Raw genomic sequence first — 22,328 nt, forward strand, 5'->3', positions numbered from 1 at the left:
CGACGTCTCGTTCGCGCTGCCGCGCGGGCGCACGCTCGGGGTCGTGGGCGAGTCCGGCTCCGGCAAGACCACGCTCGCGCGGGTGCTCGTGGGCGTGGAGCGGCCCGACTCCGGCGAGGTACTGCTCGACGGCATCCCCACGACCGGTCTCGACTCGACGCGCGCGACGACGGATGCCACGACCGGCCGGCGCCGTCGCATCCAGCTCGTGCACCAGAACCCGCTCGGCGCGTTCGATCCGCGCTGGACCGTCGGTCGCTCGCTCCGCGAGGCGCTCGCCGCGGCCGGCGTGCCCCGCGCCGAGCGCGCCCGCCGGGCCGCCGAGCTCCTCGCCGAGGTCGACCTCGCGCCCGAGCTCGCGGGGCGGCGCCCCGCCGAGCTGTCCGGCGGACAGCGTCAGCGCGCCGCGATCGCCCGCGCCCTCGCGGCGGACCCCGACGTTGTCGTCCTCGACGAGCCGGTGTCGGCCCTCGACCCGTCGGTGCGCGAGCGCGTCCTCGCGCTGCTGGCGCGCCTGCAGCGGGAGCGGGAGCTGACGATGGTGCTCGTCTCGCACGACCTCGGCGTCGTCGCGGCGGTCGCCGACGACGTGCTCGTGATGCGCGACGGCGCCGTCGTCGAGACCGGCCCCGTCGCGAGCGTCTTCGCCGAGCCCCGGCATCCGTTCACCCGCGAACTCCTCGCCGCCGCGCGCTGATCGCGCCTTCGCCGATCGGCGCGACAGTGCGCACAGGTAAGAATCGGCGTAGAGTTCTTACATGAGCGTGTCGTATACCACGATCACATCCAAAGGGCAGATCACCCTGCCCGTGGAAGCGCGCCGGGCCCTGGGCCTCAAGCCCGGTCAGAAGGTCGCCGTCCATGTCGAAGGCGATCGCCTCGTGATCGACGCGCCCCACGACATCGCGCAGATCCGCACCCGCCTGCGTCACGAGGCCGAGCAGCAGGGCACGTGGAGGCTCAAGCCGGTGAGCGGCGACGGCTGGGAGGCTCAGGCCGAGGCGCGTGATGCCGAGTCTTGACACGGACTGCCTGCTGCGCTGGCTGCTCGACGACATCCCCGCGCAGACGGCGCGGGTCGACGCGCTGCTCGCGGTGCATCCTCGCCTCACTGTGCCGGACGTTGCCCTCATCGAGGTCGTCTTCGTCCTCGAACGGGTCATGAAGCTTCCTCGGGAGAGCATCGCCACGGCGCTGGGAGGGCTCGCCGCCGAGAACACGTTCGCCTTCGACCGCGCCTTCTGGGCCGCCGTCATCGAGCTCTATCTGGTTCACCCGAAGCTCTCCGTGGCTGACGTGTATCTCGCGCTGGATGCCCGACGCACAGGCACCGACCCGCTCCTCACCCTCGACCAGAAGCTCGCGCACCAGCTCGACGGCGTCGAACCGGTATAGCGACGCTCAGGCGAGCCGGCCGGCCACGCGGGAACGCTGTCGCGGCACACGCCGGTGCCGCTAGCATCCGAGTCAGGGGACCGGGGAGGATGCCGCGATGAGCACGACAGCACCGACGCCTTCGGGGCCGCAGCCGGCTGCATCGAGCCGGGTGCGCGTGACCGTCCGCGTGCCGGTCGAGGCCGAGCGTCTGTGGACGACGATGTGGCGTCCCGAGATCCTCGCGCTCTGGTGGGGCGAGGGCAGCCGGGTCCCGCTGCAGCGGCGCCGCGCCGCCGTGCTGGAGGACGCCGACGGCACCGCGTGGCGCGGCTGGGTGCGGTACGCGACGCGTCCCGGCGAGCACGTGCAGCAGGTGATCCTCGACCCGGTGCGCGCCGGGCGGCACGGCTTCACGATCCGGTGCCTGCCCGCCGGCCCGCAACGCTCGCGGGTGCGCGTCATCGTCGACGGGGTGGACGACCCCGACCTCGTCGTCCGCTTCGTGCAGGAGCGCCTCAACCGGCTCGCCGAGCTCACGCGCGGCGTGCGGGCGCGCGAGACGAACCCGGCGCAGGCGCTCATCGTGATCCACGGGATCGGTGAGCAGCAGCCCGGCGAGACGCTCAAGGGCCTCGTCGAGGGGCTGTTCCCGCCCACGGCCCGCCCGCCCGTGATCCGCCGCGTCAAGCCCGACCTCGGCGACGACACGTTCGAGCTGAACCGCGTGCAGATCGACCCCGAGAGCCCCGGGTATCCGCGCACGGACATCTACGAGCTGTACTGGGCGCACCTCATCCGCGACTCGCAGCTGTCGCACATCCTCCCGTGGGCCGCCCGGCTGCTCCTCCGATGGCCGACCCGCATGCCGCCGGCGTTGCGCGGCTGGTGGTATCTCGTCTGGGGCCTGACCGCGATCGCGGCGGCGCTGGTCCTCCTCGGGCTCTTCGCGCCGAACTGGGGACCTATGCCGTTCCTCATCGCGGTCGCCACGGTGGGCGTCGCCGTATGGACGACGGTCAAGACGCCCGTGCTCGCGAAGATCGTGTCGTTCGTGGGGGATGCCGCCAGGTACCTCGATCCGGCTCCCGACAACGTCGCGCGGCGGCAGGCGATCCGCGCCGCGGGCGTGCGGCTCGTGGAGCGCCTGCACGAGAGCGGACGGTACGACCGCATCGTCATCCTGGGCCACTCCCTCGGGAGCGTCATCGCGTACGACATCGTGTCGATCGCGTGGAAGCGCGCGCATCGGCGGAACGCGTCGCCGCACGTCACCAGCGACCGGGCGCTCCTGGCGCTGCAGGCCGCCGTGCAGCCGAGCCAGCCGGTCCCCGATCCGCGCACGATGCGGGAGCTCCAGACCGCCGCGTGGCGGGAGCTCCGCCGCAACACCCAGCCCTGGCTCGTCTCCGACCTCGTCACGGCGGGCTCGCCGCTGGCTCACGCCGACCTGCTCCTCACCACGAAGACGGAGAAGGACATCGCCGCCTACGTGGACGACCGCGTCCTGCCCACCGATCCGCCCCGTGGCGAGACGATCGCCAAGACCGGACAGCGGCAGATCGGCTGGTATCTGCACTGCCGCGACGCGCTGACCGGGCGCCGCGTGCCGATGCTCATCGGCGACCACGCCGCACCGTTCGCGGTCACGCGGTGGACGAACCTCCACTTCCCGGCGAACGGGCTGAAGGGCGATCCGATCGGCGGTCCCATCCCGGCATCCATCGGCGCCGGCGTCACCGACGTGCCGCTCCGGCAGCCTCCCCGGGTCGGCTTCAGCCACAGCCGGTACTGGGTCCCGACACCGATAGACCTCCGAGACAAGGCCGACGACCCCGACCACGTAGACGAACTCGCCGGCGCGCTCGGGCTGCCGGTGCGCGACGAGCTGATCCGGCTGAACCGATCGCTGCCCGCACACCTGCTCGTGCGGCCCGACGCCGACTGACGGGTGGGAGGGGTGCCGTCGGCGCCTACGTCGGACGAGACCCTGGAAGGGATCTCCGGTCCTGGAAGACTTCCCTGCGGAAGCCCGAGGGGATGATCGAAGGGATGGCCCCTCCGGCTACGCGACAGCACCCCCGCGGTCACTCTAGCCCTCCGGCCGGACGGAGGCCACCGGATGCCGCGGCCGGCGGCCGACCGACCCGGCGGCATCCCGTAGAATCGTCGGACCAGCACCGATCCGGCCATCACCGGGGAGCTCTCGGAAGAACAGCGGTCCGCCGCCCAGTAGAACCGAGCGGGTCAGGCCCGTCACAGCCGCAGTGAGAGAGACCGGATGCCACGGCGTCCGGTAACGCGGGGTGGTACCGCGGCTCTCCGGCATCCGGAGCGTCGTCCTCGCAGGACGCACACACGCACCTGCTGGAGAGAGATGACCTACCCGAAGCCCTCCGCGTTCGGCCCGGCCGCGGACGCCGTGGCCCCGAGCCCGCGCTTCCCGGCGATCGAGCGCGAGACGCTCGACTTCTGGCGCCGCGACGACACCTTCCGCGCGTCGATCGCCCGCCGCGAAGGAGCGCCGGAGTGGGTGTTCTACGACGGTCCGCCGTTCGCGAACGGCCTGCCGCACTACGGGCACCTGCTCACCGGCTACGCGAAGGACCTCTTCCCGCGGTTCCAGACCATGCGCGGCAAGAAGGTCGACCGCGTGTTCGGGTGGGACACGCATGGCCTCCCCGCCGAGCTCGAGGCGATGAAGCAGCTCGGCATCACCGAGAAGAGCGAGATCGAGGAGATGGGCCTCGCCGCCTTCAACGCCAAGGCGCGCGAGTCGGTGCTCGAGTACACGCAGCAGTGGCAGGACTACGTCACCCGCCAGGCCCGCTGGGTCGACTTCGAGCGCGGCTACAAGACGCTCGACCCCGGCTTCATGGAGTCGGTGCTGTGGGCGTTCAAGACCCTGTGGGACAAGGACCTCGCCTACGAGGGCTACCGCGTGCTGCCGTACTGCTGGCGCGACGAGACGCCGCTGTCGAACCACGAGCTGCGCATGGACGACGACGTCTACAAGATGCGCCAGGACCCGTCGGTCACCGTGACGTTCCCGTTCGTCGGCGCCAAGGCCGAGGCGCTCGGGCTCACCGGCGTGCGCGCGCTGGCGTGGACGACGACGCCCTGGACCCTCCCGACGAACCTCGCGCTCGCGGTGGGCCCCGGCATCGAGTACGTCGTCGTCCCGGGCGGTCCTGCCGGCGCGGCCGACGTCCCCGCCGGCGACGACCCCGAGGGCGCGACCGCGCACCGGTACCTGCTGGCGTCCGAGCTGCTCGGCGGCTACGCGAAGGACCTCGGCTACGCGTCGCCCGACGACGCGCGCGCCGCGGTGGAGCGCACGATCACGGGCGCCGAGCTCGCCGACGTGCACTACGACGCGCTGTTCGACTACTACGCGGATGCCGCCACGTGGGGCACCGAGCGCGCGTGGCGCGTGCTCGTCGACGACTACGTCACCACGAGCGACGGCACCGGCATCGTCCACCAGGCCCCGGCCTACGGCGAGGACGACCAGCGCGTGACCGCGGCCGCCGGCATCCCCCTCATCATGAGCCTCGACGACGGCGGACGGTTCCTGCCGCACGTGACGGACGTCGCCGGAGAGCTGTGGCTCGACGCCAACCGTCCGCTCATCCGCCTGCTGAAGGCCGAGGGGCGCCTCCTGCGCGAGGCCAGCTACGAGCACTCGTACCCGCACTGCTGGCGGTGCCGCAACCCGCTCATCTACAAGGCGGTGTCGAGCTGGTTCGTACGCGTCACCGCGATCAAGGACCGCCTGGTCGACCTCAACGAGGAGATCACGTGGGCGCCCGAGAACGTCAAGCACGGCCAGTTCGGCAAGTGGCTCGAGGGCGCGCGCGACTGGTCGATCAGCCGCAACCGCTTCTGGGGGTCGCCGATCCCGGTGTGGAAGAGCGACGATCCCGAGCACCCGCGCGTCGACGTGTACGGCTCGGTCGCCGAGCTCGAGCGCGACTTCGGTCGGCTGCCGGTCGACGAGGCCGGCGAGGTGGACCTCCACCGTCCGTACATCGACGAGCTCACGCGACCGAACCCCGACGACCCCACCGGACGCTCGACGATGCGCCGCATCGAGGACGTCTTCGACGTGTGGTTCGACTCCGGGTCGATGCCGTTCGCGCAGGTGCACTACCCGTTCGAGAACCGCGAATGGTTCGACGAGCACTCGCCCGCCGACTTCATCGTCGAGTACATCGGGCAGACGCGCGGGTGGTTCTACGTCATGCACGTGCTCTCCGGCGCGCTGTTCGACCGCCCCGCGTTCACCGGCGTCGCATGCCACGGCATCGTGCTGGGCAGCGACGGGCAGAAGATGTCGAAGTCGCTGCGCAACTACCCCGACGTCTCGGAGGTGTTCGACCGCGACGGCTCCGACGCCATGCGCTGGTTCCTGATGGGGTCGTCGGTGCTCCGCGGCGGCAACCTCGTCGTGACCGAGGAGGGCATCCGCGCCGGCGTGCGAGAGTTCCTGCTGCCGCTGTGGAACGCGTGGTACTTCTTCGCGACCTACGCCAACGCGGCGGCGGGACCCGACGGCGCCGGCTACGAGGCGCGCTGGCGCACCGACTCCACCGACGTGCTCGACCGCTACATCCTGGCGCTCACCGGCGACCTGGTGCGCGACGTCGCCGCCGACCTCGAGGCGCTCGACTCGACGACCGCGGCCGCGAAGCTGCGCGACTTCGCCGAGGCCCTCACCAACTGGTACATCCGCCGCTCGCGCGATCGGTTCTGGCTCGGCGTCGACCCCGCCGACCCGGCCTCGACCGAGGCGTTCGACACGCTGTACACGGTGCTCGAGACCCTGTGCCGCGTGGCCGCGCCCCTGCTGCCGCTCGTGACCGAGCGGGTGTGGCAGGGCCTCACCGGCGGGCGCAGCGTGCACCTCGAGGACTGGCCGGACGCCTCGGCGTTCCCGGCATCCGTCGACATCCGGAGCGCCATGGACGCCGTCCGCGAGGTCTCGAGCGTCGCGAACGCGCTGCGCAAGAAGGAGGGCAAGCGCGTGCGCCTGCCACTCCAGACCCTGACGGTCGCGGTGGCGGATGCCGCGGCGCTCGCCCCGTTCGAGGACATCGTGCGCGACGAGCTCAACGTCAAGGAGGTGGGCCTCGCCGAGCTCGTCGACGGGCTCGCCGAGAGCTACGGCATCAGCCAGCGGCTGTCGGTCAACGCGCGCGCCGCGGGCCCCCGCCTCGGCCGGCAGGTGCAGCACGTCATCGCCGGCGCGAAGGCGGGCCTGTGGACCGAGGAGGACGGCGTCGTGGTCGTCGACGGCGTCGCGCTGCAGGAGGGCGAGTACGAGCTCACGCTCGAGGCCGGCGGCGTCGCCGAGGGGACCGCGATCGCGCTCCTCCCCGCGGGCGGCTTCGTGCTGCTCGACACCGTCACCACGCCCGAGCTCGAGGCCGAGGGGCTCGCGCGCGACGTGATCCGCGCGGTGCAGGACACGCGCCGCGCCGCCGGGTTCGAGGTGAGCGACCGCATCCGCCTGCAGCTGCTGTTCGACGACGGCGACGACGGCGAGGCCGTGGCATCCGCCTTCGAGGTCGCCGACATGGCGGGCGAGACCCTCGCGGTCTCGTACGCCGTCGGCACGCGCGGCGCGACCCTCCTCGCGGCCGGCGACGACGTGGCGGTCGAGCACGAGGCGGTCGTGCCGAAGGGCACGTACGCGAACCGGGGCGCCTTCACGGTCTCGGTCGGCCGCACGGGGGAGCGGGCATGAGCGATCGCGACCGCGCCGACGCCGTCTACGCGGCGCTCCTGACCCGCCAGGGCGAGCGCTGGGTGCAGCCCCGCGTGGAGCGCACGCGCCGCGTGCTGGAGCTGCTCGACGACCCGCAGCGCACCTACCGCGTCGTGCACGTGACCGGCACGAACGGCAAGACCTCCACGAGCCGCATCGCCGAGAGCCTCGTGCGCGCGCACGGCCTGCGCACCGGCCTGTTCACGAGCCCGCACCTGGAGCGGTTCACCGAGCGCATCCAGATCGACGGCGAGCCGGCCGACGACGCCGCGATCGCCGACGCGTGGGACGAGATCTCGCCGATCGTCGACCTCGTCGACGCCGAGCTGACCTCGGTCGGCGACGCGCCGCTGACGTTCTTCGAGCTCCTCACGGTGCTCGCGTTCGTCGCGTTCGCCGACGCGCCCGTCGACGTCGCGATCGTCGAGGTCGGCATGGGCGGCTCGTGGGACTCCACGAACACCGCCGACGGCGACGTCGCGGTGTTCGCGCCGATCGACCTCGACCACGCCGATCGACTCGGTGACACGATCGCCGAGATCGCGACCGTCAAGGCCGGCATCATCAAGCCGGGCGCCCTCGCGGTGTCGGCCGCGCAGGATGCCGCGGCGACCGCCGTGCTGCGCGAGACCGCCGCGCGGCAGGGCGCGACGCTGGCGATGGAGGGCGCCGACTTCGCGGTGACCGCGGACGTCCTCGCCGTCGGCGGCCAGCAGTTCTCGATGCGCGGCCTCGCCGGCTCGTACGACGACCTCTACCTGCCGCTGTACGGCGCGCACCAGGCCTACAACGCCGCGCTCGCGATCGCGGCGGTCGAGTCGCTCATCGGTGCCGGCACCGTCCCGCTCGCGCCCGACGTGCTCGCCGAGGGGCTCGCCGAGGCGACGTCCCCGGGCCGCCTGCAGCTCGTCGGCGTCGCGCCGACGGTGCTCGTCGACAGCGCGCACAACCCGCACGGCGCCGCCGCGCTCGTGACGGCCCTGCGCACCTCGTTCGACGTGGACGAGTGGGGCGTCGTCGTCGGCGTCCTCGCCGACAAGGACGCGAGCGGCATCATGGACGCCCTCGCGCCGATCGCCGCGCGCGTGTTCGCCACCTCGCCGGAGTCGGAGCGGGCCGCCGACGCCGACGACATCGCCGACCTCGCCGAGCGGGCCGACCTGCCGGTCACGGTGCACCCCGACCTCGCCGACGCCGCCGACGCGGCGCGGGAGTGGGCCGCGGCATCCGACCGTCGCGCCGTCATCGTCGCGGGCAGCGTCGTGCTCGCGGGGCAGGCGCTCGCGCTCGCCGACGCCGAGGGCTGGAAGAGCGGAGCGGCCGGATGAGCGCGCGCGCACGGCGGCGCCGCGGCGCGCGCGAATCGCTCGCGAGCATCGTGCTCGGCTTCGAGTCGATCGTCGTGTTCCTCGGCGGGCTCGTCGTCTACGGCCTCGACGCGCTGCCCGCGGGCCTGCCCGCGTGGGGCGGCATCGTGGCGGGGAGCGTCCTCGCGGTGCTCATGGTGGTCACGACGCGCCTCGTGCACCGCCCGTGGGGCATCGCTCTCGGCTGGGTCTGGCAGGCGCTCGTGGCCCTCGGCGCATTCCTCGTGCCGGCGCTCGGGATCGTGGCGATCATCTTCGGCGCGATGTACGCGTATGCCACGATCAAGGGGGGCGCGCTCGACCGACGCAACGCCCGCCTGGCAGCCGAACACAACCCCGAACAGAACGGATGATGACAATGGCCACCGAAGAGACCCTCGTCCTGGTCAAGCCGGACGGCGTCGCGCGCGGGCTGACCGGCGCGATCCTCGCCCGCATCGAGGCGAAGGGCTACGCGCTCGTCGACATCCGCCTCGTCGAGCCCGACCGCGCACGGCTCGAGCGCCACTACGAGGAGCATGCCGGCAAGCCGTTCTACGAGCCGCTGGTCGAGTTCATGATGTCGGGGCCGTCGGTCGCGATCCGCCTCGCCGGCAACCGCGTCATCGAGGGGTTCCGCTCGCTCGCGGGCACGACCGACCCCACCACCGCGGCGCCCGGCACGATCCGCGGCGACCACGGGCGCGACTGGGGCCTCAAGGTGCAGCAGAACCTCGTGCACGGCAGCGACAGCCCCGAGTCGGCCGCGCGCGAGCTCGACATCTGGTTCGGCTGAGCGTGCGCGCGGCGGGCGCCGCGCGCTGATACTCTCCAGCGAGCATCACACCGAGAGGAGCCCGCGATGGAGCAGGCGTTCGCATCAGAGTTCGAGCGGATGGTCGCCGGGCGCACCTATCACTCGACCGATCCCGACCTCAGCCGTATGCGCGCGCAGACCAAGCGCGTGCTGCACGAGTACAACACCACGCATCCCGACGACGAGGAGACGCGGATGCGGCTGCTGCGGGGCCTGCTCGGCAAGGTCGGCGACAATGCCTGGATCGAGCCGCCGTTCCGGTGCGACTACGGCGGACAGATCTCGTTCGGCGACTTCATCTTCGCGAACTACGACCTGACGATCCTCGACTGCGCGCCGGTGACGGTCGGCGACCGCGTGCTGTTCGGCCCCGGTGTCACGATCGCCACCGCCAGCCACCCGCTCGACTTCCATCAGCGCGCCGTCGAGATCCTCGAGTACGCGCAACCCATCACGATCGAGGAGGGCGCGTGGATCGGCGCCCGCGTCGTCATCGGTCCCGGTGTGACGATCGGCGCCCGCGCCGTCATCGGCGCCGGCAGCATCGTGACGCGCGACGTGCCGGCCGACGTCGTGGCCGTCGGAAACCCCTGCCGCGTGCTGCGTCCCATCACCGACGCCGACCGCGACGCCTACCTCGCGACGTACGGTCCGTCGGCCGTCTGACCCGCGTACGGGTCAGAGGGTGCCGATCCAGTCCAGACGCAGCTGCGCGATGAGCGCGACGATCGCATAGCTGACGACCGTCAGCACCGGCGTCCAGCCCATCAGCGTGGCGGCGCCCTTGCGCGCGCGGGCGGATGCCGGGACCAGGCCCGCGCGCACGAGGTGCAGCGTGACGGCGTAGAACGTGGGGATCGTGACCGCCCACGTCACCATGCACCACGGGCACAGGGTGCCGATCACGAAGACGCTCTGCACGATCAGCCAGACCACGAGGGCGAACGCGCCCGCGACGCCGAGCCAGAACAGCATCCAGAACCAGCGCGCGAACCGCGCGCCGGCCAGCAGCGCCGCGCCCACGACGATGGGCGCGACCCAGCCGGTGAGCCCCAGGATCGGGTTGGGGAAGCCGAACAGCGCGCCCTGCCACGACTCCAGGTTCTTGCCGCACTGCACGACGATGTTGAAGTCGCAGGACGCCGACGAGCCGGGCGACGCGAGCTGGTGGAAGCGCTCCAGCGTCAGCTCGAACGCCGCGAACCACCCCACGACGCCGGCGAGGATCAGCCAGATCGCGAAGACCGTGGGCCGGGACGTGGAGGTGCGCGACGACATGCCCGGAATTATCCCATCGCCCGCCTGTGCGCCCGCCCGGACCCGCCGTGCCCGGGCGGCTGCGCATTTGGTCCGAGGAAGTGCGATAATGGTCGCCGATGCGTTCGCGGCCGCGCCGTGACCCGCATCGACGAAGACTTCGGGCAATGGATGCCCCCGGCAGCACGAGCCACGAGCCTGCTGCAGACCGAGTGAGTGAGCGGCCGGTCCGGGAGGACGCCGCCAGATTTTGGCCGGACGGTGCGCGGCACCGTCCCGCAGGGAGTAAGCCAGTGGCGGGCGATGAGCACAACGAGACAGGGAACACCGACGCAGCGGCGGACGTCGCGCACGACGAGGCCGCGCGCGACTCGGTAGCCGACGCGACCGAGGCTGCGGCCGAGACGGGTGCCGTCGAGGGCGACGCGGCGGTCGCGGAGGACGAGGCGTCGTCCGAGGATGCCGCAGTGTCCGCGGAGGACGCGATGGTGTCGACCGAGGTTGGCGAGCCGTCGACGGAGCCCGCCGAGGCCGCGTCTGCGGCGACCGAGTCCGCCGAGGCCGAGGCCGACACGACCGAGTCCGCCGAGGTCGCCACCACCGAGTCTGCTGCGACCGAGGCGAGCACGCCTGAGCCGGCGTCCGAGGCGGAGGCCCCGGCCGAGCCGACGTCGGAGACCGAGACCGAGCCGGCATCGGCTCCCGAGGCCCCGGCCGAGGCGGCATCCGAGCCCGCGCCGGTCACCGCCGTGACCCTGGGGCTGCTGCCGAAGGACTTCGTGTCGTCGGTGTCGACGCAGCTGGTCTTCTACGCGCCCGAGATCGTGCCGCTCCCGGCGCGCCCGGTCGTGCGCGAGGAGCCCGCGACGCCCCAGGGCGGCACCTCGCGTCGTCGCAACCGCCGACGCGGCGGATCGGACGACGCCGCCGGCGACGAGTCGGCGCCCGCGAGCTCGCCGCGCCAGCGCGCCGTCGAGCTCATCACCGAGCCGCAGCGCATCAAGGGCTCCACGCGCCTCGAGGCCAAGAAGCAGCGTCGCCGCGACGGCCGCGAGGCCGGCCGGCGCCGCATCGTCGTGACCGAGACCGAGTTCCTCGCCCGCCGCGAGGCCGTCGACCGCGTCATGATCGTCCGCTCGAAGAACGGCCGCGTGCAGATCGCGGTGCTCGAGGACAACGTGCTCGTCGAGCACTACGTCGCCCGCAACCAGGACGCCTCGCTCATCGGCAACGTGTACCTCGGCCGCGTGCAGAACGTGCTGCCCAGCATGGAGGCCGCCTTCGTCGACATCGGCCGCGGCCGCAACGCCGTGCTGTACTCCGGCGAGGTCGACTGGGATGCCGTCGAGACCGGCAACCAGCCCCGCCGCATCGAGCTGGCCCTCAAGTCCGGCGACCGCGTGCTCGTCCAGGTCACGAAGGACCCGGTCGGCCACAAGGGCGCCCGCCTCACCAGCCAGATCTCGCTGCCCGGCCGCTACCTCGTGTACGTGCCCGGCGGCGCCATGAACGGCATCTCGCGCAAGCTCCCCGACACCGAGCGCGCGCGCCTCAAGCGCATCCTCAAGGAGGTGCTGCCCGAGTCGTCCGGCGTCATCGTGCGCACCGCCGCCGAGGGCGCGACCGAGGAGCAGCTGACGCGCGACGTGCAGCGCCTCACCTCGCAGTGGGAGCACATCAACTCCCAGCTCGAGACCGTGTCGGCACCCGCGCTGCTGCACTCCGAGCCCGACCTCCTCGTCAAGATCGTGCGGGACGTCTTCAACGAGGACTTCTCCAAGATGCTCATCCAGGGCGACGACGCGTTCCACACGATCTCCGGCTACCTCGCCGGCGTCGCCCCCGACCTCCTGGAGCGCGTCGCGAAGCACGAGGGCGACCGCGACCCGTTCGACGAGTTCCGCGTCACCGAGCAGATCGAGAAGGCCCTCGACCGCAAGGTGTGGCTGCCCTCGGGCGGCTCGCTCGTGATCGACCGCACCGAGGCCATGACGGTCGTCGACGTCAACACCGGCAAGTTCGTCGGCTCGGGCGGCAACCTCGAAGAGACCGTCACGAAGAACAACCTCGAGGCCGCCGAGGAGATCGTCCGCCAGCTGCGCCTGCGCGACATCGGCGGCATCATCGTCGTCGACTTCATCGACATGGTCCTCGAGTCCAACCGCGACCTCGTGCTGCGCCGGCTCGTGGAATGCCTCAGCCGCGACCGCACGAAGCACCAGGTCGCCGAGGTCACCTCGCTCGGGCTCGTGCAGATGACGCGCAAGAAGCTGGGCCTCGGGCTGCTCGAGACGTTCAGCGAGGCGTGCGAGGTGTGCGCCGGCCGCGGCGTCATCGTGCACCACGACCCGGTCGTCAAGCACCGTGCGCCGCAGCAGAACGGCGCGTCGACGCGACGCGGTCGGCAGAGCCCGCCGAGCACCGGCGGACAGGGCGGCGGCACGCACGTCATCACCGAGGGCGTGAAGTCGGCGCTCGCGCAGATCGCGGCATCCACGATCCACCCGCACGACGAGGCGCCCGCCGCCGAGCCGGCACCCGCTCCCGAGCCCGTCGCGCCCCCGGAGCGACCGAAGAAGCCGCGCAAGAAGCGGTCGGATGCCACGGCGAACCGCCCGCGCACCGAGAAGGACATCCTGCTCGACTCCGTGCTCGAAGCGCTCCCCGCGCCGAAGGCTCCGGGGCAGGGCCGCTCGCGCCGCCGCGTGACGACCGCCGCGCTCGCCGGCACGCCGGTCGTCCACGACCCGCAGGCGTAGCCCGGCCCGGGTCCACCGGCATCCGGGCGCCCGGTCGCCTCGCTCGGCGCCGTCGGCGCGCGCCGCAGTCCGTCGGAGAACCGCGGTTCTTCGGAGGGATCCCCCGGGATGCTCCGACCGTGCGCCGATCTCCGAAGTTCTGCCGCGCGCGGGCGTCGAGGATCCACCCGCGGGCGCGCTCCGAGGGGGCGGTCGAGCCGCGTGTCGGAGGGTCCTCGTAGGATGTCCCGGTGGCATCCGTCGGCGAGCTGATCGCGCCCGCCCGCATGGGGGCGGGCTTCCGCTGGCTGCTCGCGTCGTCGTGGACGAGCAACGTCGGCGACGGCATCGCACTGGCCGCGGCCCCGCTCCTGATCGCCTCGCAGACCGACTCGCCGCTGCTCGTGGCGTCGGGCGCCATGCTGCAGTACCTGCCATGGCTGCTGTTCGGCCTGCACGCCGGCGCGATCGCCGACCGGTTCGACCGCCGCCGCCTCGTGATGGTCGCCAACGGCGCCCGCGCCGTCGTCATCGCGGCGCTGTGCGTGTTCATCGCGACCGGCCACGTGAGCATCGGGGTCGTGCTCGGCGCGGCCTTCCTCTACGGCGTCGCCGAGGTGTTCGCCGACTCGGCCAGCAGCACGCTGCTGCCCATGCTCGTCGAGCCCGCCGACCTCGGGATCGGCAACGCGCGGCTGCAGGGCGGCTACCTCGTCGCCAACCAGTTCGCCGGCCCGCCGCTGGGCGCCTTCCTCTTCGCCGCGGGCACGGTCCTGCCGTTCCTCGTGCAGGTGCTGTGCGTGGCCCTCGCGGTCGTGCTGATCGCGCGCGTCGCGCTCCCGCATGCGGCCCCGCCCGGCGGCCTCGGGGACGAGCCCCGCCGTCCCGTGCGCCGCGACATCGCCGACGGCCTGCGGTGGCTGTGGCGCAACCCGCCGATGCGGACCCTCTCGCTCACGATCCTCGTGTTCAACATCACGTGGGCCGCGCCGTGGGGCGTCCTGGTGCTGTACTCGATCGACCACCTCGGCATGGGCCCCGTCGGCTTCGGCCTGCTGACGACCGCGGCCGCCGTGGGCGGCATCCTGTCGACGCTCTCGTTCGGCTGGCTCGAGCGGCACGTGCGGTTCGCCACCCTCATGCGCGTGTGCCTGTCGCTCGAGGTGCTGATGCACCTCTCGTTCGCCCTGACCACGGCCGCGTGGGTCGCGCTGCTGCTCATGTTCGTGTTCGGCGCCTATGCGTTCGTGTGGGGCACCATCTCGACGACGGTGCGGCAGCGCGTGGTGCCCATGCACCTGCAGGGTCGCGTGGGCGCGGTGAACACGGTGTGCGTGTTCGGCGGGATGGTGCTCGGTCAGGCGATCGGCGGCGTGCTCGCGCAGTGGGGCGGGCTCACGGCACCCTGGTGGTTCGCGTTCGGCGGCGCCGCGATCGCGCTGCTGCTGGTGTGGCGGCAGCTCGGCCACATCGCCGCGGCCCCGCCCGCAGCGAGCTGAGCCGAGTCCGCGTCGGTCAGAGGCCGCGGCGCTCGCGCGCGGTGACGCGCAGGCCCGAGGCGATCAGCCGCCGGACGAGCTCGTGCCCGTCAACATGCTGGGCGCCGGCCGCGATCAGCGCGTCGACGCGGTGGTCGGGCACGTCGTAGTGGTCGCGGTCGAAGCCGCGACGGGGAAGGCCTTGGGCCGCGGCGAACGCGTGCAGCTCGTCGAGATCGCTGTCGCTGACCAGATGCGCCCACAGGCGGCCGTGGGCCGGCCAGCGCGCATCGTCGATGAGAATCGCCACGCCCCGATCATAGGAGCCCGCGCCGACAGCCGGCGCGAGGCCGTCGGTGCGGGCCCCGCGATCGGATCCGCGAGATCGACGGGTGCATCCGGCGCCTCCCGGGTGCAGGATGAGGGCATGCGCATCGACATCATCGAGCACGAGCCGCCCTACCGCGTGGGCGTCATCATCGGGAGCCTCTCTCGCGATTCCATCAACCGGCGCCTCGCGACCGCGCTGGAGCGCCTCGCCCCGCCGGAGCTGGAGTTCTTCGAGATCTCCTACGCCGACCTGCCGCTCTACAACCGCGACCTCGACGCCGACTACCCGCCGGCGGCGCTCGCATTCAAGGCCGACGTGCGCTCGGCCGACGCGCTGCTGTTCGTGACCCCGGAGTACAACCGCTCCATCCCCGGCGCCCTGAAGAACGCGATCGACTGGGGGAGCCGGCCGTGGGGCGAGAGCGCGTGGGCGGACAAGCCGACCGCCGTCATCGGCGCCTCGCCCGGCAAGATCGGCACGGCGGTGGGCCAGCAGTCGCTGCGGAGCACGCTCAGCTTCCTCAACACGCGCCAGATGACCTCGCCCGAGGCCTACGTGCAGTTCACGCCCGACCTGGTCGACGCCCACGGCGACGTCACCGACGCCGAGACCGCGGAGTTCCTGCGTCGGTTCATGGCCGCGTTCCTGGCCTACACCGCGCGCGTGCTCACGGTCATCCCGCGCTCCTGACCCCGCCGGATCCCGGCGCACCACCGACACGCGCGGCGTGCTTTTGCCGATGCTCCCGGCATCCGGTAAAGTAGACCCTTGGTGCGTCGAGACATCCGCACCACGTCTTGCAGTGACATCCCGAGCGCGTGCGCTCCGCAGAAGAAACAGGTATGAAGTGGTCTACGCAGTAGTGCGCGCCGGCGGCCGTCAGGAGAAGGTGCAGGTCGGCACGGTCGTCGTTCTCGACCGTCAGCAGGCGAAGGTCGGCGAGACCGTCGAGCTTCCCGCGGTCCTGCTCGTCGACGGCGACGCCGTCACGACCGACGCCGACAAGCTCGCGAAGGTGACCGTCACCGCCGAGGTCCTCGGCGAGGAGCGCGGCCCCAAGATCGTGATCCAGAAGTTCAAGAACAAGACCGGCTACAAGAAGCGCCAGGGGCACCGTCAGGACCTCACGCGCGTCAAGGTCACCGGCATCAAGTAAGCGCAGGGGAGACGCAGAGATGGCACACAAGAAGGGCGCAAGCTCCACCCGGAACGGTCGTGACTCCAACGCGCAGCGCCTCGGCGTGAAGCGCTTCGGCGGTCAGGTCGTCAACGCCGGCGAGATCATCGTCCGCCAGCGCGGCACCCACTTCCACCCCGGTGCCGGTGTCGGCCGCGGCGGCGACGACACGCTGTTCGCGCTGTCGGCCGGTGCGGTCGAGTTCGGTACCAAGGGCGGCCGCAAGGTCGTCAACATCGTCGCGGTCGGGGAGTAGTCCCGGCGCGCTCGGCATCCGAGCTCACACACATCATCGGCGAGGGGCGGGCTTCGGCTCGCCCCTCGTGTTTTCCCAGGAGGCGGCATGGTCACGTTCGTGGATCGAGTGACCCTGCATCTGCGGGCGGGCAAGGGCGGCAACGGCTGCGTCTCGGTGCGCCGTGAGAAGTTCAAGCCCCTCGCCGGCCCCGACGGCGGCAACGGCGGTCACGGCGGCGACGTCGTGCTGGTGGCCGACCCGCAGGTGACCACGCTGCTGTCGTACCACCACTCTCCGCACCGGCATGCCGGCAACGGCGGCTTCGGCATGGGCGACCACCGCTCCGGAGCCGCGGGGGAGTCGCTCGAGCTGCCCGTGCCGGTCGGCACGGTGGTGAAGGATGCCGCGGGTCAGACCCTCGCCGACCTCATCACGCCCGGCATGCGCCTCGTCGTCGCGCCCGGCGGCCAGGGCGGGCTCGGCAACGCGGCGCTCGCCTCGCCCAAGCGCAAGGCCCCCGGCTTCGCGCTGCTGGGAACCCCCGGCTGGGAGGGCGACGTCCAGCTCGAGCTCAAGACCGTCGCCGACGTGGCCCTGGTCGGCTACCCGTCGGCGGGCAAGTCGAGCCTCATCGCCGCGATCTCGGCGGCACGCCCCAAGATCGCCGACTACCCGTTCACGACCCTGCACCCGAACCTCGGCGTCGTCGAGGCCGGCGACGTGCGCTTCACCGTGGCCGACGTGCCCGGACTCATCGAGGGCGCGAGCGAGGGACGCGGGCTCGGGCTCGAGTTCCTCCGCCACGTCGAGCGGTGCACCGCGCTCGTCCACGTGCTCGACTGCGCCACGCTCGAGCCCGGACGCGACCCGCTCAGCGACCTCGACGTCATCCTCGCCGAGCTCGCCGCCTATCCGGTGCCCGACGGCCAGGTGCCTCTCCTCGAGCGCCCGCAGCTCGTCGCGCTCAACAAGGTCGACGTGCCCGAGGCGCGGGACCTCGCCGACCTGGTGCGGCCCGACATCGAGGCGCGCGGGTTCCGCGTGTTCGAGATCTCCGCGGTCAGCCGCGCGGGCCTGCGTCCCCTGACCTTCGCGCTCGCCGAGATCGTGGCCGCCCACCGTGCCGCCGCGGCCGCCGCGCCCGCGCCGGAGCGCGTCGTCATCCGCCCGCGCGGTGCCGAGCGCGACTTCGAGGTGCGCATCGAGGGCGGCACGTACGGCAACGTGTACCGCATCCTCGGCGCGAAGCCCGTGCGCTGGGTGCAGCAGACCGACTTCCAGAACGAGGAGGCCGTGGGCTTCCTCGCCGACCGCCTCGAGAAGCTCGGCGTCGAGGACGAGCTGTTCCGCGTCGGTGCCACCGCCGGCTCGACCGTCGTGATCGGAGAGGGCGACGGGATCGTGTTCGACTGGCATCCGTCCCTCTCGTCGGCCGCCGAGCTCATGACCGCTCCGCGCGGCACCGACCCGCGCCTCGACCTGAGCACGCGCAGGACCTCGTCGCAGCGACGCGAGCGGTACCACGAGCGCATGGACGCCAAGGCCGAGGCCCGCGCCGAGCTCGAGGCGGAGCGCCTCGCCGGGCGCCGAGACGAGGAGGATCGAGACGACCGATGATCGTCCACGAACGCGCCGACATCGCCCGCGCCCGCCGCATCGTCGTGAAGGTGGGCTCGTCGTCCATCAGCGGCGAGAACGCGCACCGCATCCCGGCCATCGTCGAGGGCCTCGCCGCCGCCTACGGGCGCGGCGTCGAGCTCGTGCTGGTGTCGTCCGGCGCGATCGCGACGGGCATGCCGTTCCTCGACCTCGACGACCGTCCGACCGATCTCGCCACGCAGCAGGCCGCCGCCGCCGTGGGGCAGAACATCCTCGTCTACCGCTACCAGGAGGCGCTGCGGCCCTTCCGCATCGTGGCGGGCCAGGTGCTCCTCACCGCGGGGGACCTGGAGAACCCGACCCACCGCTCCAACGCGCGCCGCGCGATGGAGCGCCTGCTGGGACTGCGCCTGTTCCCGATCGTCAACGAGAACGACACCGTCGCGACCCACGAGATCCGCTTCGGCGACAACGACCGGCTCGCCGCCCTCGTCGCGCAGCTCATCGTCGCCGACGCGCTCGTGCTCCTGAGCGACATCGACTGCCTCTACACGCGTCCGCCGACCGAGCCGGGCGCGACGCCCATCGACCGCGTCGGCTACGGCGACGACCTGCAGGGCTTCGAGTTCGGATCGGTGGTCGTCAACAGCGTCGGCACCGGGGGAGCGGCCACCAAGGTGTCTGCCGCACGGCTGGCCGCCTCGGCCGGCATCGGCGTGCTCGTCACGAGCGCCGACCTGGTCGACGAGGCGCTGCGCGGCGAGCCGATCGGCACGTGGTTCGCGCCCAACCCGGCGGCGGACCGCTCGCCGCTCACGGGGCCCGTGCGCACGAGCGCCCGCGGCTGACCGGCGCCGGAGGGCCGGCATCCCGCCCTCTGCGGCGCACCGCCCTCGGTAGACTGGCCGGATGAGCACCCTGACCGCCACCGCCGAGGAACGCATGCTGCTCGCGAAGGATGCGTCGCGACAGGTGGGGCTGCTGACGGATGCCGCGAAGTCGGCCCTCCTCGACGCGATCGCCGACGCGATCGAGGCCCGCACGGCCGAGATCGTCGCCGCCAACGCCGAGGACCTCGCCCGCGGGCGTGAGGGCGGCCTGTCGACCGGACTCCTCGACCGCCTGCGGCTCGACGACGCGCGCGTGCACGCGCTCGCGGCGGCGGTGCGCGACGTCGCACGCCTGCCCGACCCGGTCGGCCGCGTGCTCGACGAGCGGACCCTCCCCAACGGCATCCGCCTGCAGAAGGTCTCGGTGCCGTTCGGGGTCGTCGGCTCGATCTACGAGGCGCGCCCCAACGTGACCGTCGACATCGCGGCCCTCGCGCTGCGCTCCGGCAACGCCGTTGTGCTCCGCGGCGGCACCGCCGCGCAGACCACGAACGCCGCGCTCATCGACGCGATGCGCGAGGCCCTCGCCGCGCAGGACGTCGACCCCGAGGCGATCCAGACCGTCGACGATTTCGGCCGTGACGGCGCCCGGGCGCTCATGCACGCGCGCGGCGTGGTCGACGTGCTCGTGCCGCGCGGCAGCGCCCAGCTCATCGAGACCGTCGTGACCGAGTCGTCGGTGCCCGTCATCGAGACCGGCGCGGGCGTCGTGCACGTCGTGCTCGACTCGTCGGCGCCGCTGGACTGGGCCCGTGACATCGTCGTCAACGGCAAGGTGCAGCGTCCGAGCGTGTGCAACGCGGTCGAGACCGTGCTGGTGCTGCGCGACGCCGCCGACCGGCTCGTGCCGCCGATCGCGGCCGCGCTGCAGGAGGCGGGCGTCGTGATCCACGGCGACGACGCCGTGCGCGGTCTCGCCGCCGACGTCGTGCCCGCGACCGAGGCCGACTGGGCGACCGAGCACATGAGCCTCGAGCTGTCGATGCGCGTCGTCGACGACCTCGACGACGCCCTCGCGCACATCCGCACGTACTCCACGCACCACACCGAGTCGATCGTGACCGCCGACGAGGCGCGCGCGGAGCGCTTCCTCGCCGAGGTCGACTCGGCCGTGGTCATGGCGAACGCGTCGACGCGGTTCACCGACGGCGGGGAGTTCGGCTTCGGCGCCGAGGTGGGCATCTCGACCCAGAAGCTGCACGCGCGCGGTCCCATGGGTCTTCCGGAGCTGACCAGCACGAAGTGGCTGGCCCGCGGCTCCGGACAGATCAGGTCGTGAACCCGTAGACTGACACCGCGTCGCCCCGAACACCGAAACGGAGCCCTCCATGACTCTCGCCACGATCGTCGCCCTCGTCGCCGAGGAGGCCGAGCACCAAGGCAACGTCCAGCAGGAGACGATGATCTTCGGCGTGATCGCTCTCGCGGTGTTCCTGCTGCTGGGCTTCATCACCTTCTCCTACCGCAACGTGGCGAACCGCCACTCGGGCAAGGCGGCCGCCTATGCGGCCGAGCACGCGAACGATGTGGTGCAGGCGGGCCACGGCCACCATTAGGCCCCGCGTATGACACCCACACGCGCCCCGCGCATCGGGGTGATGGGCGGGACGTTCGACCCGATCCACCACGGCCACCTCGTCGCGGCGAGCGAGGTGGCGCAGTCGTTCGATCTCGACGAGGTCGTCTTCGTGCCGACCGGCATGCCCTGGCACAAGAACGAGGTCACGCCCAGCGAGCATCGCTATCTCATGACGGTGATCGCGACGGCATCCAACCCCCGCTTCACCGTCAGCCGCGTCGACATCGACCGCGAGGGCCCCACGTACACGATCGACACCCTGCGCGACCTGCGTGACAGCCGCCCCGGTGCCGAGCTCTTCTTCATCACCGGCGCGGATGCCATCGCGCAGATCCTCAGCTGGAAGGACCACGCCGAGCTGTGGGAGCTGGCGCACTTCGTCGCCGTCTCGCGCCCGGGCCACGTGCTGAGCACCGACGGGCTGCCGGGCGACGACGTCAGCCAGCTCGAGGTGCCGGCGCTGGCGATCTCCTCGACCGACTGCCGTGCCCGCGTTCGCCGCGGCAACCCGGTCTGGTACCTCGTCCCGGACGGGGTCGTCCAGTACATAGCGAAGCACCATCTCTATCGGAGCAGCTCATGAGTCCGACCGACCCACCTCAGAACCCGCCGCTGACGCGTCGCCGAATACGGGAGATGCGCACGCAGGGCATCCCGATCATCCTGCCCGGCACGACCGCGCCCGGCACGACCGCACCCGCCGCGGAGGAGCCCGTCGTCGAGGCGGTCGTCGTCGAGACCGCGCCGGCCGAGCCGGCCGCCGACGACGCGCCGGAGGAGATCGTCCTGGAGGCCGTCGTCGAGGGCGACGAGTCCGCCGAGGACGAGTCCGCCGAAGAGGCCTCAGACGAGGACGACGAGAGCCCGCGCGTGATCGCCGCCGACCTCGGCGCCGACCTGCTCGCGGGCGAGGCGGCATCCGTCGCCGCTCCGCCCTCGTTCGACCACCTGCTGACCCGCAGCGGTCCGACCGACGGGTCGGTCGCGACCCCCAACGCGCTCATCCTCTCGCAGACGCCGATCACGGGGCCCCTCGTCGTGCCGGTGCAGGGCAGCGGCGACGTGATCATCACCGGCTCGTACGAGCTGCCCGAGAGCTTCGGCTCGACCGGCACCGCGCCCGGCACCACCGACGACAAGTCGACGGATGCCACGATCCTCGACGAGGAGCTTCCGCTGCACTCGTCGCCGATCCCGGTCTCGGCCAGCGCCGCCGTCAGCACGATGAAGAGCGGCGAGGAGCTCGTCGCCCCGCCGGCCCCCGAGAAGACCAACAGGATCATGATGATCCTCGCCATCACGGCGGGCGTGCTGGCGCTCGGACTCACCGGCGTCCTGATCCTCTCGTTCGCAACCGGGGTGTTCCGATGACGGCGACCGACGCCGCACGCGAGATGGTGCAGATCGCGGCGGATGCCGCCGTCGCCAAGGGCGGCGAGGATCTCGTCGCGCTCGACGTGTCGCTCCCGCTTCCGCTCGTCGACGCGTTCCTCATCGTCACGGGGCGCAGCGAGCGCAACGTCGCGGCGATCGCCGACGAGGTCGAGGACAAGCTGCTCCTCGCCGGGCACAAGCGCATCCGCCGCGAGGGCCGTCAGGAGTCCCGCTGGATCCTGCTCGACTTCGGCGACCTCGTCGTGCACGTGTTCCACGAGCAGGAGCGGATCTTCTACGGTCTCGAGCGGCTGTGGAAGGACTGCCCGGTCATCCCGATCGAGCTGACCTCGCCCACGA

General features: G+C 72.2%; 23 protein-coding genes. 21 read left to right on the forward strand and 2 right to left on the reverse strand.

The annotated features are described in order from the left end of the window. From WML84_RS04410 to WML84_RS04450, 9 genes are all read left to right on the forward strand, one after another. On the forward strand, positions 1–697 hold a 697-nt coding region (locus tag WML84_RS04410), incomplete at its 5' end, for an ABC transporter ATP-binding protein (protein ID WP_347344928.1). A gap of 61 nt (positions 698–758) precedes the next feature. Beyond that, complete coding sequence (locus WML84_RS04415; RefSeq protein ID WP_347344929.1) at positions 759–1,022, forward strand: AbrB/MazE/SpoVT family DNA-binding domain-containing protein; 264 nt, start codon at positions 759–761, stop codon at positions 1,020–1,022. Then, entirely contained in the window at positions 1,009–1,395 is a 387-nt protein-coding gene (locus WML84_RS04420) for a PIN domain-containing protein (RefSeq protein ID WP_347344930.1), read from the forward strand. Before WML84_RS04415 ends, WML84_RS04420 begins: the two co-directional genes overlap by 14 nt. 97 nt (positions 1,396–1,492) lie before the next feature. Beyond that, positions 1,493–3,322 (forward strand): hypothetical protein, encoded by a 1,830-nt coding sequence (locus WML84_RS04425; protein WP_347344931.1) that lies wholly within the window; start codon positions 1,493–1,495, stop codon positions 3,320–3,322. Between the two features lie 429 nt (positions 3,323–3,751). Continuing rightward, positions 3,752–7,123 (forward strand): isoleucine--tRNA ligase, encoded by a 3,372-nt coding sequence (gene ileS / locus WML84_RS04430; RefSeq protein ID WP_347344932.1) that lies wholly within the window; start codon positions 3,752–3,754, stop codon positions 7,121–7,123. Next, on the forward strand, positions 7,120–8,472 hold the full coding sequence (locus tag WML84_RS04435; protein ID WP_347344933.1) for a Mur ligase family protein: 1,353 nt from the start codon (positions 7,120–7,122) through the stop codon (positions 8,470–8,472). The genes ileS and WML84_RS04435 overlap by 4 nt, the downstream gene beginning before the upstream one ends. After that, positions 8,469–8,864: a DUF4233 domain-containing protein gene (locus WML84_RS04440; RefSeq protein WP_347344934.1), complete on the forward strand. Its 396-nt coding sequence runs from the start codon at positions 8,469–8,471 to the stop codon at positions 8,862–8,864. The genes WML84_RS04435 and WML84_RS04440 overlap by 4 nt, the downstream gene beginning before the upstream one ends. Before the next feature lie 5 nt (positions 8,865–8,869). Then, complete coding sequence (ndk, locus tag WML84_RS04445; RefSeq protein ID WP_347344935.1) at positions 8,870–9,286, forward strand: nucleoside-diphosphate kinase; 417 nt, start codon at positions 8,870–8,872, stop codon at positions 9,284–9,286. A gap of 66 nt (positions 9,287–9,352) precedes the next feature. After that, positions 9,353–9,973, forward strand: coding sequence for a sugar O-acetyltransferase (locus WML84_RS04450; RefSeq protein WP_347344936.1), 621 nt, complete (start codon positions 9,353–9,355; stop codon positions 9,971–9,973). A 12-nt stretch (positions 9,974–9,985) separates the two neighbouring features. On the opposite strand, the gene WML84_RS04455 is transcribed toward WML84_RS04450, so the two are convergent. After that, the gene (locus WML84_RS04455) at positions 9,986–10,585 is read right to left on the reverse strand and encodes a vitamin K epoxide reductase family protein (RefSeq protein WP_347344937.1); all 600 of its coding nucleotides are present in this window, start codon (positions 10,583–10,585) and stop codon (positions 9,986–9,988) included. A 464-nt stretch (positions 10,586–11,049) separates the two neighbouring features. On the opposite strand from WML84_RS04455, the gene WML84_RS04460 reads away from it, so the two are divergent. After that, entirely contained in the window at positions 11,050–13,323 is a 2,274-nt protein-coding gene (locus WML84_RS04460) for an Rne/Rng family ribonuclease (protein WP_347344950.1), read from the forward strand. Between the two features lie 230 nt (positions 13,324–13,553). Next, positions 13,554–14,801, forward strand: coding sequence for an MFS transporter (locus WML84_RS04465; RefSeq protein WP_347344938.1), 1,248 nt, complete (start codon positions 13,554–13,556; stop codon positions 14,799–14,801). 16 nt (positions 14,802–14,817) lie between these two features. Here the strand turns inward: WML84_RS04465 and WML84_RS04470 are convergent, their stop codons facing one another. Further along, positions 14,818–15,090, reverse strand: coding sequence for a DUF4031 domain-containing protein (locus WML84_RS04470; protein ID WP_347344939.1), 273 nt, complete (start codon positions 15,088–15,090; stop codon positions 14,818–14,820). A gap of 117 nt (positions 15,091–15,207) precedes the next feature. Here WML84_RS04470 and WML84_RS04475 point away from each other — a divergent pair, with 117 nt between their 5' ends. From WML84_RS04475 to rsfS, 10 genes are all read left to right on the forward strand, one after another. Beyond that, positions 15,208–15,801, forward strand: a complete 594-nt coding sequence (locus tag WML84_RS04475) for an NADPH-dependent FMN reductase (RefSeq protein ID WP_347344940.1) — start codon at positions 15,208–15,210, stop codon at positions 15,799–15,801. Positions 15,802–15,958: 157 nt separating this feature from the next. Further along, positions 15,959–16,267, forward strand: coding sequence for a 50S ribosomal protein L21 (gene rplU / locus WML84_RS04480; RefSeq protein ID WP_347344941.1), 309 nt, complete (start codon positions 15,959–15,961; stop codon positions 16,265–16,267). A gap of 19 nt (positions 16,268–16,286) precedes the next feature. After that, positions 16,287–16,544: a 50S ribosomal protein L27 gene (rpmA, locus tag WML84_RS04485; RefSeq protein ID WP_347344942.1), complete on the forward strand. Its 258-nt coding sequence runs from the start codon at positions 16,287–16,289 to the stop codon at positions 16,542–16,544. 87 nt (positions 16,545–16,631) lie between these two features. Further along, a complete protein-coding gene (obgE, locus tag WML84_RS04490) occupies positions 16,632–18,143 on the forward strand; it encodes a GTPase ObgE (protein WP_347344943.1) in 1,512 nt (503 codons plus the stop codon). Beyond that, on the forward strand, positions 18,140–18,973 hold the full coding sequence (proB, locus tag WML84_RS04495; protein ID WP_347344944.1) for a glutamate 5-kinase: 834 nt from the start codon (positions 18,140–18,142) through the stop codon (positions 18,971–18,973). The genes obgE and proB overlap by 4 nt, the downstream gene beginning before the upstream one ends. Before the next feature lie 61 nt (positions 18,974–19,034). Further along, positions 19,035–20,294 carry a glutamate-5-semialdehyde dehydrogenase gene (locus WML84_RS04500; RefSeq protein ID WP_347344945.1) on the forward strand — a complete coding sequence of 420 codons (1,260 nt, stop codon included), beginning with the start codon at positions 19,035–19,037 and terminating at the stop codon, positions 20,292–20,294. Positions 20,295–20,343: 49 nt separating this feature from the next. After that, a complete protein-coding gene (locus WML84_RS04505) occupies positions 20,344–20,571 on the forward strand; it encodes a hypothetical protein (RefSeq protein WP_347344946.1) in 228 nt (75 codons plus the stop codon). Between the two features lie 9 nt (positions 20,572–20,580). Then, a complete protein-coding gene (nadD, locus tag WML84_RS04510; protein WP_347344947.1) occupies positions 20,581–21,177 on the forward strand; it encodes a nicotinate-nucleotide adenylyltransferase in 597 nt (198 codons plus the stop codon). 53 nt (positions 21,178–21,230) lie between these two features. Next, complete coding sequence (locus WML84_RS04515) at positions 21,231–21,965, forward strand: hypothetical protein (RefSeq protein WP_347344948.1); 735 nt, start codon at positions 21,231–21,233, stop codon at positions 21,963–21,965. Beyond that, the coding region (gene rsfS, locus WML84_RS04520; protein ID WP_347344949.1) for a ribosome silencing factor at positions 21,962–22,328 on the forward strand (367 nt) is incomplete at its 3' end. The genes WML84_RS04515 and rsfS, both read left to right, overlap by 4 nt.

It is taken from the genome of Microbacterium sp. (assembly GCF_039812165.1).
In the GTDB taxonomy this organism is placed as follows: Bacteria; Actinomycetota; Actinomycetes; order Actinomycetales; family Microbacteriaceae; genus Microbacterium.